The organism is Variovorax paradoxus B4, from assembly GCF_000463015.1.
GTDB lineage: Bacteria > Pseudomonadota > Gammaproteobacteria > Burkholderiales > Burkholderiaceae_C > Variovorax > Variovorax paradoxus_E.
In genome coordinates this window covers 2,276,673-2,288,724 of sequence record NC_022247.1, presented here as the reverse complement: position 1 = coordinate 2,288,724, position 12,052 = coordinate 2,276,673, and the positions used below count along the sequence as shown (strand labels likewise).

General features: G+C 68.1%; 13 protein-coding genes. 5 read left to right on the top strand and 8 right to left on the bottom strand.

The window, feature by feature from the left end:
• Positions 1 to 28: 28 nt before the first annotated feature.
• From VAPA_RS10655 to VAPA_RS10640, 4 genes are all read right to left on the bottom strand, one after another.
• Positions 29 to 397 (bottom strand): AtuA-related protein, encoded by a 369-nt coding sequence (locus VAPA_RS10655; protein WP_021006779.1) that lies wholly within the window; start codon positions 395 to 397, stop codon positions 29 to 31.
• Positions 394 to 1,788: an acyclic terpene utilization AtuA family protein gene (locus VAPA_RS10650; RefSeq protein ID WP_021006778.1), complete on the bottom strand. Its 1,395-nt coding sequence runs from the start codon at positions 1,786 to 1,788 to the stop codon at positions 394 to 396. Before VAPA_RS10650 ends, VAPA_RS10655 begins: the two co-directional genes overlap by 4 nt.
• Before the next feature lie 86 nt (positions 1,789 to 1,874).
• Positions 1,875 to 2,846, bottom strand: coding sequence for a Bug family tripartite tricarboxylate transporter substrate binding protein (locus VAPA_RS10645; RefSeq protein ID WP_021006777.1), 972 nt, complete (start codon positions 2,844 to 2,846; stop codon positions 1,875 to 1,877).
• Between the two features lie 113 nt (positions 2,847 to 2,959).
• A complete protein-coding gene (locus tag VAPA_RS10640) occupies positions 2,960 to 3,346 on the bottom strand; it encodes a hypothetical protein (protein ID WP_021006776.1) in 387 nt (128 codons plus the stop codon).
• Between the two features lie 486 nt (positions 3,347 to 3,832).
• Between VAPA_RS10640 and VAPA_RS10635 the strand changes: the two genes are divergently transcribed.
• On the top strand, positions 3,833 to 4,927 hold the full coding sequence (locus VAPA_RS10635; RefSeq protein WP_021006775.1) for a GNAT family N-acetyltransferase: 1,095 nt from the start codon (positions 3,833 to 3,835) through the stop codon (positions 4,925 to 4,927).
• A complete protein-coding gene (locus tag VAPA_RS10630; RefSeq protein ID WP_021006774.1) occupies positions 4,924 to 5,775 on the top strand; it encodes a PA4780 family RIO1-like protein kinase in 852 nt (283 codons plus the stop codon). The genes VAPA_RS10635 and VAPA_RS10630 overlap by 4 nt, the downstream gene beginning before the upstream one ends.
• 13 nt (positions 5,776 to 5,788) lie before the next feature.
• Here VAPA_RS10630 and VAPA_RS10625 read toward each other — a convergent pair whose 3' ends face one another.
• Positions 5,789 to 6,130, bottom strand: a complete 342-nt coding sequence (locus tag VAPA_RS10625; protein WP_021006773.1) for a DUF1090 family protein — start codon at positions 6,128 to 6,130, stop codon at positions 5,789 to 5,791.
• A gap of 105 nt (positions 6,131 to 6,235) precedes the next feature.
• Positions 6,236 to 7,594 (bottom strand): homoserine dehydrogenase, encoded by a 1,359-nt coding sequence (locus VAPA_RS10620; protein ID WP_021006772.1) that lies wholly within the window; start codon positions 7,592 to 7,594, stop codon positions 6,236 to 6,238.
• Between the two features lie 390 nt (positions 7,595 to 7,984).
• Here VAPA_RS10620 and VAPA_RS10615 point away from each other — a divergent pair, with 390 nt between their 5' ends.
• Positions 7,985 to 8,389 (top strand): hypothetical protein, encoded by a 405-nt coding sequence (locus VAPA_RS10615; RefSeq protein ID WP_041946075.1) that lies wholly within the window; start codon positions 7,985 to 7,987, stop codon positions 8,387 to 8,389.
• Positions 8,390 to 8,413: 24 nt separating this feature from the next.
• Here the strand turns inward: VAPA_RS10615 and VAPA_RS10610 are convergent, their stop codons facing one another.
• On the bottom strand, positions 8,414 to 10,111 hold the full coding sequence (locus tag VAPA_RS10610) for a cation:proton antiporter domain-containing protein (protein ID WP_021006769.1): 1,698 nt from the start codon (positions 10,109 to 10,111) through the stop codon (positions 8,414 to 8,416).
• Between the two features lie 131 nt (positions 10,112 to 10,242).
• Entirely contained in the window at positions 10,243 to 10,980 is a 738-nt protein-coding gene (phbB, locus tag VAPA_RS10605) for an acetoacetyl-CoA reductase (RefSeq protein WP_021006768.1), read from the bottom strand.
• Between the two features lie 224 nt (positions 10,981 to 11,204).
• On the opposite strand from phbB, the gene VAPA_RS10600 reads away from it, so the two are divergent.
• Both VAPA_RS10600 and VAPA_RS10595 read left to right on the top strand, forming a co-directional pair.
• Positions 11,205 to 11,723 (top strand): CinA family protein, encoded by a 519-nt coding sequence (locus VAPA_RS10600; RefSeq protein WP_021006767.1) that lies wholly within the window; start codon positions 11,205 to 11,207, stop codon positions 11,721 to 11,723.
• Between the two features lie 14 nt (positions 11,724 to 11,737).
• Positions 11,738 to 11,986, top strand: a complete 249-nt coding sequence (locus VAPA_RS10595; protein WP_021006766.1) for a toxin-antitoxin system YwqK family antitoxin — start codon at positions 11,738 to 11,740, stop codon at positions 11,984 to 11,986.
• Positions 11,987 to 12,052 lie beyond the last annotated feature (66 nt).

Genomic DNA, 12,052 nt, shown 5'->3' with positions numbered 1-12,052 from the left:
TAAGGGAAAAAAGGGAAGCTGGCTGCTGCTACGGCCCCGCCAGCATCGGCGCAAGCGCGCGCGGCACGCGGATGGGCATGTCGAGCAGCAGGAACGACAACGCCTTGCCATGCGCATCGAGGTTCAGCGCATCGTTGACGCCGCCGTCGAGCACCGCGTCGAGCACGAAGTTCATCGCATGCAGCCGGGGCAGCAGGAAACGCTGCACCCGTGCCGGTGTGCGATGGCGGAACTGCATCGACACGCGCTCGGGCGTGAGCTGCTCGGCCAGCAAGGGGTAGAGGTCCGCGTGCCAGGCAATCACGCTGATGTTGGAGCGGTCGCCCTTGTCGCCGGTGCGGCCGTGGGCCGCGCGATAGAGCGGCACTTCGATCATGTCGTCAGTCGATGTGTTCATGCCAGGGCCTCCGCGCCGAGCAGTTCGAAGCGCACCGGCACCGCTTCTCGCGGCAGCAGGCAGGACAAGGTGTTGAGCCGCGGCGTGAGCGCCGTGCGCACGCCGCCGCCGCCCGCGGGTCCGCAGGTGTAGAGCGCCATGACCTCGCGCGCCAGGCGCTCGGCCTGCGCGCGCTCCGCATGCGTGGCCGCCACGCGCAGGCGCACGTCGCGCAGGCCGGTGTCGGGCGTGTCCGCGAGCATGCGGCCCGCATCGTCGCCCAGGATGCTCAGCGCGCCGATCAGGTCCACGCGCAGCGCGAGCCCCTCGAGCCGCTTGCGCAGCACCTCGGCCGCGAGCCGGGCACGCGCCTCGGCGCGCGGCCCCGCATAGGAGATTTCGCCCTCGGCGAGCCAGCCGCCTTCATGGCAGACGTTGACCTTGTAGTGGCTCGGCCGCGCGTGGCCGCGCACGCCCGAGAGCGCCACGCGGTCGGGCGCGCCCGGCAGCGGCTTCACCTCGGCTTCGGCGATGTCGGCAACCACGTCGGGCGTCAGGTAGGCGCTCGGGTCGTGCACCTCGTACAGCAGCTGCTCCTTCACGGTGGCTTCGCTCACGAGCCCGCCGGTGCCGTCGGCCTTGCCGATGCTGCAGTGGCCCTCGGCATCGATCTCGGCAATCGGGAAGCCCACTGCGTCGAGGCCCGGCACATCCTTGTAGCCCGGGTCCGCGAAGTAGCCGCCGCACACCTGCGCGCCGCATTCGAGCAAGTGCCCCGCCATGGTGGCGCGGCCCAGCCGGTGCCAGTCGTCGGCGCGCCAGCCGAAGTGCGACATGGCGGGACCGACTGCGAGAGAAGGATCGGCCACGCGGCCGCACACCACGATCTGCGCGCCGGCGTCGAGCGCGGCGGCAATCGGCTCGGCGCCGATGTAGGCATTGGCGCTGACGATGCGCAGGCCCTCCATCTGCGCGCCGAGCGCCTCATGCAACAGCGCGCGGTGCGCGGGGCCGGAAAGGTCGTCACCCTCCACCACCGCGATGCGCGGTGCGTCGGCGCCGAGCTCGCGCGCCATGCGGGCAATGTGGCGGGCTGCGGCGCGCGGGTTGGCTGCGCCGAAGTTGCTCACGATGCGGATGCCGTGCGCCAGGCAGCGCGCCAGCACGGGCCGCAGCATGGCGTCGAGCAAGGGCTCGTAGCCCGCCTCGGGGTTGTCGCGGCGGCGCAGCTGGGCGAGCGCGAGCGTACGCTCAGCCAGCGTTTCGAAGATCAGGAACGCGCGCTGGCCGGCCGGGCCGCTGGCGAGCCGCGCAATCAGCGTGTCGACCACCGGCCCGGCCGCATCGGTGCGGTCGCCGGAAAAGCCGGCCGCGCAGCCGATCAGCAGTGGGGGCGGTGCATTGGCATTCATCGAGGCGGACTTTAGGCAGGCCGCCGTCATCCGTAAAATCGAAAATTCGGATCAATTGATCTGGATTTCAGATTACATGGGCCCACTCATTGGTCGAGCCGGATGCCGCGCTTGGCGATGATCGCGCCCCACTTGCGGCCCTCGCTGTCGATGAATGAGCTGAACTCCTCGGCGGAGCCGCCGCCCGCCACCAGGCCCTGGTTGGCCAGCAGTTCGCGCACGGCAGGCTCCTGCAGCACGGTGTTCACATCGGCGTTGATGCGGCGGACCACCTCGGGCGGCGTACCGCTTGCGGTGAACAGGCCGTTCCAGGCCAGCGATTCGAAGCCCGGATAGCCCGACTCCGCAACCGTGGGCAAGTCCTTCATGAGCTCGGAGCGCTTCGCGCTCGTGACCGCGAGCAGCTTGATGCGCTTGCCCTGGATGAGCGGCAGCAGCGCGGGCGCCACGGTGAACAGCGCCTGCGTGTCGCCCGCCGCCACCGAGAGGCCCGCGGGCGGCGACCCGGCATAGGGCACGTGCACCGCCTCGAGGCCGGCAACGCTGCGCAACAGCTCCATCGTCAGATGCGAAGAACTCCCCGCGCCCACCGACGCATAGCTGAACTGGTGGCCCTGCTTCCTGGCCCACGCCACGAACTCCGGCAGGGTATTGGCCGGGTTGCCGGCCTGCACCGCCAGCACGTTGGGCTGCGAGGTCGTGAGCACGATCGGCAGCAGGTCGCGCGCGGGCGCATACGGCATGCGGCTGTACATGTAGGGGCCGAAGGCAATCGGCCCGTTGAAGCCGATGCCCAGCGTGTGGCCGTCGCCCGGCGCCTTGGCCACGGCGTCCATGCCGATCAGGCCGCCCCCACCGGCCCGGGTCTCGATGACGATGGGCTGCTTCCACATCGGGCGCAGCCGGTCGGCCAGCGTGCGCGCGATCAGGTCGAGCGAACTGCCGGCTGGCGCGGGAACGATCACGCGCACCGGCTTCGTCGGCCACTCCTGGGCGGAGGCGGCCATCGCCGATGCGCAGGCGAGGAGGAATGCGGCGAGCCTGCTCTTGTTGTTCATGTTCAATCTCTGCTTGGGCCCGCAACCTTACATCGGCGAAAAAAAACGGGCCCGCTTTCGCAGGCCCGGCCTTCTTTCTCGTACCCACGTCCTTGCGGACGGGTTGCTTGCAACTACAGCGGCAGCGCGTTGCCGCGTGCGGCAGCATGGGCTTCGGCCCGCACCGTCGCGCGATCCACCGCACCGGCGACGATCGGCGCGGCGCCCGACGAGGCACCTTCGGCGTACGGGTCGGGCGCGCGCGCGGCGGCCACCGCTTCGGCACGCACGGCATCGCGGCTGTTCATGGCAACCGGCGGATAGATCGGGCCTGCATCCGCGCCCGTGGCATAGGGGTCGCCCGTGTGCGCGGCCACCACGGCCCCGGCGGCCACATCGGCGCGGCTCTCGGCGGAGGTGGGCGGATGGACGCCTTCATAGGTTTCGGCATGGGCGGCGCCGGTGACGGCCGCGAGGGCCACCGCGATGGCGCAGAGGTGCTTGGAGCTGGAGACGGTCATTCGGATGTCCTTCGATTCAATGAATGGATGGATGGAGGGAGGCTTCGAACCGTTTTTGCTTTTTGGGCTGGTCCGTGAAATCCATTCTGCGACGGCATCCAGGTACAGACCCCCGGAAAAGGGAATCCCGGCAATCGCGACGTGGAAACAGCCGGCCACCCTTTGAAGCGATGCGCGAAAGCTGCTAGCGACCGGCTTGTGCAGCGGCGCACATGCCACACGGCACTTCACAGGGCGCGGCAAGGCCGCTACATTCGACGCCTCGACAAAACAACCCGGATCGGAGGTATGCGATGGAAGACACAGCTATTCATTGCCCCGCTTCCGGACGGTTTGTCGGTTCTTCGAAGAGTTGCTGACACAGCCAACTCGACCCTTGCGGCGCTTCCTGGCCGCAAAAGACAAACCGCCCGAGATTCAAACGCCGCCGTCGGCATGCAGGTGCCGGCCGCGATCTGCTCGTTTTCAGAATCCTCAAGGCTCGCCATGCTTGAAACCCGTGCCGCGCATTCGCGGCCGTTCTCGATTTCCGTTTTCGATCCCCATGAGGCGTCCGCCGAAAGCTGGGAGAAGTTCCATCGCTATTGGCAGCTTCGCACCGAGGAAGACCACCCCGGCGAGCGCCGCACCCCCAACGCCGACACCGAGCGCGCGCTGCGGGAGCACCTGCCGCTGCAGGCCTTCCATCGGGTCCTCGCGAGCTGCGATGGCGAATTCATCGGCAGCCTCACGCTGAGCTTTCGCCGCGAAGGCTCGCCGGACCATGCCGCCTTTGCGCCTTATCTCGACGCCTGGGGCGGCGTGCTGCGTCCGCACCGGCGGCGCGGCGTGGCCAGCGCACTGCTGCGCGCGCTGCTCGGCGTCATGGAGGAACGCGGCAAGACCACGGCCAGCATCAAGGCCCATTTGCCCGAAGGGCATGCGTTTGTCTCGGCCATCGGCGCGATCGAAAAGCACCGCGCCGTCGAGAACCGGGCGGCCTTCGACACGCTGCCGTGGGACGAACTCGCCCGCTGGCAAGCGCGGGCATTCGCCTCCGGCGGGGGCTTGCGTGCGGAAATCCACGCCGGCCGCGTGCCCTTCGACCGCCTGGCCAGCCTGATCGCGCCCTTCTCCGTGCTCATCAACGACGCGCCCACCAACGCCCTGGACATGCCGCGGATGCGCTACGAGCTCGAGAACTACCGCACCTGGTATGCCGACATGTCGCAACGCGGCGGCGAGCACTTCCTGGTGCTTCTGCTCGACGGCGACGAGGTGGCCGCCATGTGCGACGCCAGCTGGGACCAGCGCTTTCCCGATCGCATGTACCAGCAGCTGACCGCCGTGGCGCCGCGCTGGCGCGGCAAGGGCCTGGCCAAGGGCGTGAAGGCCGCCATGCTGGCGCTGGTGCGCGAGCGCCACCCCGAGGTGGCCACCGTCATCACCAGCAACGCCGAGGTCAACGCACCGATGCTCTCCATCAACCACCGGCTGGGCTTTGCGCCGCACAGGCATGATGCGGTCTACCAGATCGGCCCGGAAAGCCTGAGGGCCTTCCTCTCGACCCGCCCGCTGGACCCGATGGAGCGGTACCAATGAAAGCACCACCACGACTGCAGTCGCTGGTCGACGAAGGCCTGATCGACACGGTGGTCCGCCAGCTGATGAGCGGCAAGGAAGCCATGGTCTACGTGGTGCGCTGCGGCGAGGAGACGCGCTGCGCCAAGGTCTACAAGGAAGCCGACAAGCGCAGCTTCCGCCAGGCCGTCGACTACACCGAGAACCGCCGCGTGCGCAACTCGCGCGAGACGCGGGCCATGGCCAAGGGCACGCGCTTCGGCCGCCAGGTGACCGAGGCCATCTGGCAAAGCGCCGAGGTCGATGCGCTCTACCGCCTGGCGGCGGCCGGCGTGCGGGTGCCCGTGCCCTACAACTTCCTGGAAGGCGTGCTGCTGATGGAGCTGGTGACCGACGCCAACGGCGATGCGGCGCCGCGCCTGAACGACGTGGCGTTCACGCGCGAGGAGGCCATGCAGCACCACGCCAGCCTGCTGAAGGAAGTGGTGCGCATGCTGTGCGCGGGCGTGGTGCACGGCGACCTGTCGGAGTTCAACGTGCTGCTGGCAGCCGACGGCCCGGTGGTGATAGACCTGCCGCAAGCGGTGGATGCGGCGGGCAACAACCACGCAAAGCGCATGCTGCTGCGCGACGTGGAGAACCTGCGCAACTTCTTCGGCCAGTTCGCGCCGGAGCTGCTGGGCACGCACTACGGCGACGAGATCTGGCACCTGTACGAACGCGGCCTGCTGCGCGTCGAATCGGTGCTGACCGGCACGCATGCGCGCGACACCGGCCCCGTCGACCTGGGCAACGTGCTGCGCGAGGTGGACGACGCGCGCGAAGAGGAAGCGGCGCGGCGCCTGCGCATGCAGCTGCCCAGGCTCTGACGGCGGCGGCCCCTCAGGGCCGTTCGTTCTTCAGCTCGCGCAGCTGCGCCTCGGCATGCTCGAGCTCCGCCCGCAGCGCGCGAATGTCGCGCTCCAGCTTGTCGATGCGTGCCGCACGGCTTTGCGGCGATTCGGACGACAGGCAGCGCGCCCGCAGCGCGTCCAGTTTCTCGGCGAGCTGCCGGCGTCGCAGCATCTGGCCCCTGGAGCGGGCCAGGTCCATGTCGCGCTCCAGTGCGGCCTCCTCCGCTTCGCAGGATGAAGAAGCGGTAGATGCGCCCGCCCCCGTCTCCGCGGGTTGTGCGAATGCAGGTGAGGCCAGCGCCAGCACGACGATCCAGGGCCACAGTTTCATACGCGGCCCCCGCCGTGTCCTCGAAGACCACCATGCCAGGCGAAATCCATTGCAGCAACTCCCGTTTCATCGGCCGCGCCAACGCACGCCGTGCCGCATTCTGTCTCAGGCCAGCGCCTCCACGCACAGCGCCGCCACTTTGCCTGCGACCGAGGGATGCGCCTGCAGCGCATGCAGCGCCAGGTCCATCGCGCCCTGCCGCACCGGCTGCGTCAGCACCAGCACCTGCGCGCCCATGCCGGGCTGCGCAGCCGCCAGCGCCACCTGCTGCACCGGCACCTGCTGCCCGGCCAGCCAGCCCGACACCGCCTCGACGTGACTCGCGGCATGCACGGGTATGCGCAGGTAGTGCGCGCAGCACGCGGCGGCGCGGGGCAGCACCGGGAGTTCGCTCATGGCGTGCAGATGGAAGCCGAGGTGCGGCACGCGCTGCGCGGCGTGGGTGCCGTCGAGCCGCGCCACGTCGACCAGGTCGGCAATCACCGCCGATGCGGTCTGTTCGGAGCCGGCGCCTGCGCCGTAGTACATCGTCACGCCGGACGCATCGCCCTTGACCATGACGGCATTCATCGACCCGTTCACATGCGCCATCAGGTGCGACGCAGGCACCAGCGCGGGCTGCACGCGCAGCTCCACGCCCTCTTCCCGGCGCCGCGCCACGCCCAGCAGCTTGATGCGGTAGCCCAGCTGCTCGGCGCAGGCCACGTCCACCCGCTGCAAGGCCGTGATGCCTTCCACCTGCACATCGGCAAGCCGCACGGAGGTGCCGAAGGCATTGGCGGCCAGCAGCGTGAGCTTGTGCGCGGCGTCGATGCCCTCGATGTCGAAGGCCGGATCGGCTTCCGCATAGCCGAGCGCCTGGGCCTGCGCGAGCGCGGCCGCGAAGTCCAGGCCTTCATCGCGCATCTTGCTCAGGATGAAGTTGGTGGTGCCGTTGATGATGCCCGCCACCCATTCGATGCGGTTGGCCGCAAGGCCTTCGCGCAGCGCCTTGACGATGGGAATGCTCACCGCCACCGCGCCTTCGTAGGCCACGGCCACCCCATGCCGCCGGGCCGCGGCAAAGATCTCGGCGCCATGCACCGCGAGCAGGGCCTTGTTGGCCGTGACCACATGCTTGCCGTGCGCGATGGCGGCCAGCACCCATTCGCGCGCCGGTCCGGTGCCGCCGGCCACTTCGACCACCACGTCGACGTCGGGGTGGGTGGCCACGCGCAGCGGTTCGTCCGTCAAGGGAACATCCGCACCCACGATGGCGGCGGCGCGCACCAGGTTGCGCGCGGCCACCATCACCAGCTCGATGGGGCGGCCCGCCCGCCCCGCGATCTCGGCCTGGTTGCGCGCCAGCACCCGGAATGTGCCGGAGCCGACGGTGCCGATGCCGATCATGCCCACGCGCAGCGCGCGAATGGCCGCGGGGCGGCTGGGCAGGGGTTCGAGGGACTGGACTGGATCGCGGTACATGGAATTCTCCGGATGAAAAACAAGAAACCCAGCTGCCAGAGCTGGGTTTCATTCATTCGGAGAAGAAGAGCGATACACCAGGTGGCTGCCGAAACGGCCACCTGCGCGTGCTCAGGTGGCCGCGTTGGTAATGGTGGTAATCATTCGTGCAACCAATGACCCCTCCGCCCACGCGAAGGCAGGCGGCATCATGCGGGCCAGGGAGGCTACGCAGACGGTGGCGGGGAAGAGATGGCACGACATGCAGATGGAAGTGTACAAGAGGCCGGCCGGCTGGCGCCGAGACTGCCGCGCCAAACCTGCGGGAATACGGGGAGCAGGCCTACAGCGCTGCGTCGGCAGCAGGCCTAGTGTCGTGGACAAAGAACTGCATCATCAGGAGGCAGCATCATGAAGAATTTCGTTCTGGAGCCCCGCATGCGCTCGAGCATCGGCGGCGCCTTCTATCCCACAGGCTATTCGATGGTGATGTTTCCAAGCGCGGAAGACGCCAACCGCATCGGTCACAAACTGATCGAAAACGGCGTGAGCGGCGACGAGATCTACCTGCTTCCCGCGGCAACGATCCTGGAGGAGATCACCCCCACCGTGAGGGAAGCCGACGAGCCGCTGCCTTCGGCCGGAACCGACGCGGCCACCGTGCGCGCCTACACCAAGCTGGCGCGCGAAGGCCACACGGGCCTGCTGGTCAGGACGAAGAACGAAGACGCAGCCAACCACTTGATGGAGGTGGTGCGCACCGTGCCCTATTCGATCGCGCAGCGCTATCGCACGCTGGTCATCGAAGACCTCTGAGATTTCTCTCCCGCCGAGGACGGCTCAGGCGGCCGCCGCTGCGCGCCGCACCACGTCGCGCGCCATGGCCTGCGCGAGTTCCTGTTCGCCCAGGAAGACCGTGGCGGCCATTTCGCGCGTCAGCAGTCCGGCCTCCTCTTCGTTGTGGCTGCGGATCACGGTTTCGATGGCCGGATTGAGCGTGCGGGCGGTTTCCATCATCTGGCGCACGTTCATGGCGTCCGGTATGGCCACCACCAGCACGCGGGCACGCGCGATGTGCGCCTGGATCAGCACGGCCGGATCGGCCGCGTCGCCCCAGACGGCCGCAACGCCGGCTTCGCGCAGCTTCTCCACCAGTTCGCGGTTCTGCTCCGCCACCACGAAGGGAATGTCGTGCGCCTCGAGCTCCGACGCGATGCGGCGCCCGACGCGCCCGTAGCCCACCAGCACCACCTGCCTGGACAGGTACCGGGCTTCGGTGGTCGTCGGCAGTTCGGCCAGCGGATGGTCGTGCGACTCGAGGCCGCGCGCCACCGGGACACGGCCGTGCAGCCATTTCTCGATGGGAGCGACCAGGCTGAACCAGAGCGGATTGGTGGCGATGGAAATCAGCGCACCGGCCAGGATCAGGCTCTGGCCTTCCACCGGCAGCAGGCCGAGCGAGACGCCGAGCCCCGCAAGAATGAACGAGAACTCCCCGATCTGCGCGAGGCTCGCGCTCACGGTGAGCGCCGTGCCCAGCGGATAGCGGAACGCCAGCACCAGCGCGCAGGCGGCCAGCGACTTGCCCAGCACGATCACGCCCACCACCGCCAGCACCTGCAGCGGCCGCTCGATGAGCACCGAGGGATCGAAGAGCATGCCCACCGACACGAAGAACAGCACCGCGAAGGCATCCCGCAGCGGCAGCGACTCCTGCGCCGCGCGGTGGCTGAATTCGGATTCGCGCATCACCATGCCCGCGAAGAAAGCGCCCAGCGCGAACGACACGCCGAACAGCGCCGCCGACGCAAAGGCGATGCTGACCGCGGCCGCGATCACGCACAGCGTGAACAGCTCGCGCGAGCCGGTGCGCGTGACCTGCCAGAGAATCCAAGGAAACGCGCGCCGCCCCACCACCAGCATCAGCGCCACGAACCCGCCCACCTGCAGCAGCGTGACGCCGAGCGTCTGCCACAGCGGATCGGCGTTGGCCGAATCGCCCGCGTGGCCGCCCAGCGCCCCCGCGAGCGGCGGCATCAGCACCAGGACCAGCACCATGGCCAGGTCCTCGACCACCAGCCAGCCGACCGCGATGCGCCCGGTGAACGAATCGAGAATGCCCAGGCTCTCGAGCGCGCGCAGCAGCACGACCGTGCTCGCCACCGACAGCGCCAGCCCGAAGACCAGCGCCTCGCCCCATGACCAGCCCCACCAGAGCGCCAGCGCACCGCCCAGCAGCGTGGCCACCGCGATCTGCGCCAGCGCGCCCGGCAGCGCGATCTTGCGCACCGCCAGCAGGTCGTCGAGCGAAAAATGCAGGCCCACGCCGAACATCAGCAGCATCACGCCGATCTCGGCCAGCTGCGCTGCAATGCCCGCATCGGCCACGAAGCCCGGCGTGAAGGGTCCGATGATCACGCCCGCGAGCAGGTAACCCACCAAGGCCGGCAGCCGCAGCCGCAGCGCCAGGAAACCGAGCACGAGTGCCAGCCCCAGGCCGGCGGCAATCGTGTTGATCAGGGAAACGCTGTGGGGCATTGCTCCATTTTGCAGGAACGATGCGCCACTCTGGTTTCACACGGGCATCATCGATCGGCCATCTTGCCGATGCGCACAAATGAAAAAACCCGCCGAGGCGGGTCTTTTCGATCAGCTTTCCGTCAGCGCGATCAGTGCATGTGCAGGCCGCCGTTGACCGAGAAGTCGGCGCCCGTGCTGTAGCCGCCCTCGTCCGTGGCAAGCCACGAGATGATGGAGGCAATTTCGCTCGGCTCGCCCAGGCGCTTGACCGGGATGGTGGCCACGATCTTGTCGAGCACTTCCTGGCGGATGGCCTTGACCATGTCGGTGCCGATGTAGCCCGGGCTCACGGTGTTGACCGTGACGCCCTTGTTCGCCAGTTCCTGCGCCAGCGCCATCGTGAAGCCGTGCATGCCGGCCTTGGCCGCCGAGTAGTTGGTCTGCCCCGCCTGGCCCTTGGCGCCATTGACCGAGCTGATGTTGATGATGCGGCCCCAGCCCTTCTCGACCATGTCGCCCACCACCTGCTTGGTCACGTTGAACATGCTGTTGAGGTTGGTCTCGATGACCGCGCTCCAGTCCTCGGGCGTCATTTTCAGGAACATGCGGTCCCGCGTGATGCCGGCGTTGTTGACCAGCACGTCGATGGGGCCATGCGCTGCTTTGGCGGCAGAAAAGGCCTCGACGGTGGATTGCCAGTCGCCGACGTTGCCGACCGAGGCGTGGAACTCGAAGCCCAGGGCCTTCTGCTCGGCCAGCCATTTGGCATGGTCGCGCGTGGGGCCGCAGCCTGCGACGACAGTGAAACCGTCCTTGTGAAGGCGCTGGCAAATGGCTGTTCCGATGCCACCCATGCCCCCGGTGACATATGCAACTTTCTTGCTCATGAATTTTTCCTTGATGTGTGCGAAAAGCCTGAACGGCCGCCTTCACTCTAGCGAGTTTCAAGCCGTCGAACTCTGAGGAAAACACTGAGCCGAGCTTGCAACCAGCTGTCACGGCGCGGCCGCATGTGCAACCATATTGCATCAGTCCTTCCCCGTCTTGCTCGCCCCTTCTGCTTCCAAGGAGTTCGAAAGTATGAATTTCAAAATCACCAGGCGGCGCCCCCATGTCTGACACGGCCGGCCTCGAGCCGCTTTCCGTCCTCGCCGACCGTGTCGGCGCCATCCTCCGCAAGCGGCGCCAGACCGTGGCCGTGGCCGAATCCTCGGCCGGCGCCCTCGTGTCGGCCGCGCTGCTCGCCATCCCGGGCGCATCGGCCTTTTTCCTCGGCGGTGCGGTCGTCTATTCGCGCCGGGCCGGAAAAGCGCTGCTGGGGCTGACGGCCGAAGACATGGCCGGCATGCGCGCAGAAACCGAACCCTATGCCAGCTTCATTGCAGGCAGGATCCGCGGCAGCCACCGCGCCACCTGGGGAATTGCCGAGAGCGGCGCGGCCGGCCCTTCCGGCAGCCCGTATGGCGACGCGCCGGGGCATGTGTGCGTGGCCATCGCCGGAGAGGCCGCGGCAAGCAGGACGATCGAAACCGCCGATGCGGACCGCGTGTCGAACATGGACGTATTCGCGCGGCAGCTGCTTCTGCTGTTCCACGAGACGCTGCTGGCCCATCCGGGAACACCTGGCTGAACAACGAGGTGCCGATGAAGAAACCGACCACCCAACCTCATGTGCAATACCACAAGGACGGCAGCGTCTGGGCGCGCGGGCAGAAGACGCCCGAGGGTGTCCTGACGGGCTATTGGGAATGGTTCCGCAGCGACGGAACCCGGATGCGCTCCGGCCATTTAGAGAACGGCGAACAGACCGGCGAATGGACGACGTACGACAAGGAAGGCGCTGTGTACAAGGTCACGCGCATGAAGCCGAAAAGGCCGCCAGCCGGCGCCTGAGCATCGGTCGGCGGTCGGCGTGTCCGGTCAGCCGCGTTCGGTCCGCCGCAGACCAAGGAGCTCAGG

Coding starts and splice junctions, on each gene's coding strand:
- phbB (WP_021006768.1), bottom strand. CDS start 10,980: ATGAGCAAGAAAGTTGCATATGTCACCGGGGGCATGGGTGGCATCGGA.
- VAPA_RS10615 (WP_041946075.1), top strand. CDS start 7,985: ATGAAGAATTTCGTTCTGGAGCCCCGCATGCGCTCGAGCATCGGCGGC.
- VAPA_RS10655 (WP_021006779.1), bottom strand. CDS start 397: ATGAACACATCGACTGACGACATGATCGAAGTGCCGCTCTATCGCGCG.
- VAPA_RS10625 (WP_021006773.1), bottom strand. CDS start 6,130: ATGAAACTGTGGCCCTGGATCGTCGTGCTGGCGCTGGCCTCACCTGCA.
- VAPA_RS10595 (WP_021006766.1), top strand. CDS start 11,738: ATGAAGAAACCGACCACCCAACCTCATGTGCAATACCACAAGGACGGC.
- VAPA_RS10650 (WP_021006778.1), bottom strand. CDS start 1,788: ATGAATGCCAATGCACCGCCCCCACTGCTGATCGGCTGCGCGGCCGGC.
- VAPA_RS10645 (WP_021006777.1), bottom strand. CDS start 2,846: ATGAACAACAAGAGCAGGCTCGCCGCATTCCTCCTCGCCTGCGCATCG.
- VAPA_RS10630 (WP_021006774.1), top strand. CDS start 4,924: ATGAAAGCACCACCACGACTGCAGTCGCTGGTCGACGAAGGCCTGATC.
- VAPA_RS10610 (WP_021006769.1), bottom strand. CDS start 10,111: ATGCCCCACAGCGTTTCCCTGATCAACACGATTGCCGCCGGCCTGGGG.
- VAPA_RS10620 (WP_021006772.1), bottom strand. CDS start 7,594: ATGTACCGCGATCCAGTCCAGTCCCTCGAACCCCTGCCCAGCCGCCCC.
- VAPA_RS10640 (WP_021006776.1), bottom strand. CDS start 3,346: ATGACCGTCTCCAGCTCCAAGCACCTCTGCGCCATCGCGGTGGCCCTC.
- VAPA_RS10635 (WP_021006775.1), top strand. CDS start 3,833: ATGCTTGAAACCCGTGCCGCGCATTCGCGGCCGTTCTCGATTTCCGTT.
- VAPA_RS10600 (WP_021006767.1), top strand. CDS start 11,205: ATGTCTGACACGGCCGGCCTCGAGCCGCTTTCCGTCCTCGCCGACCGT.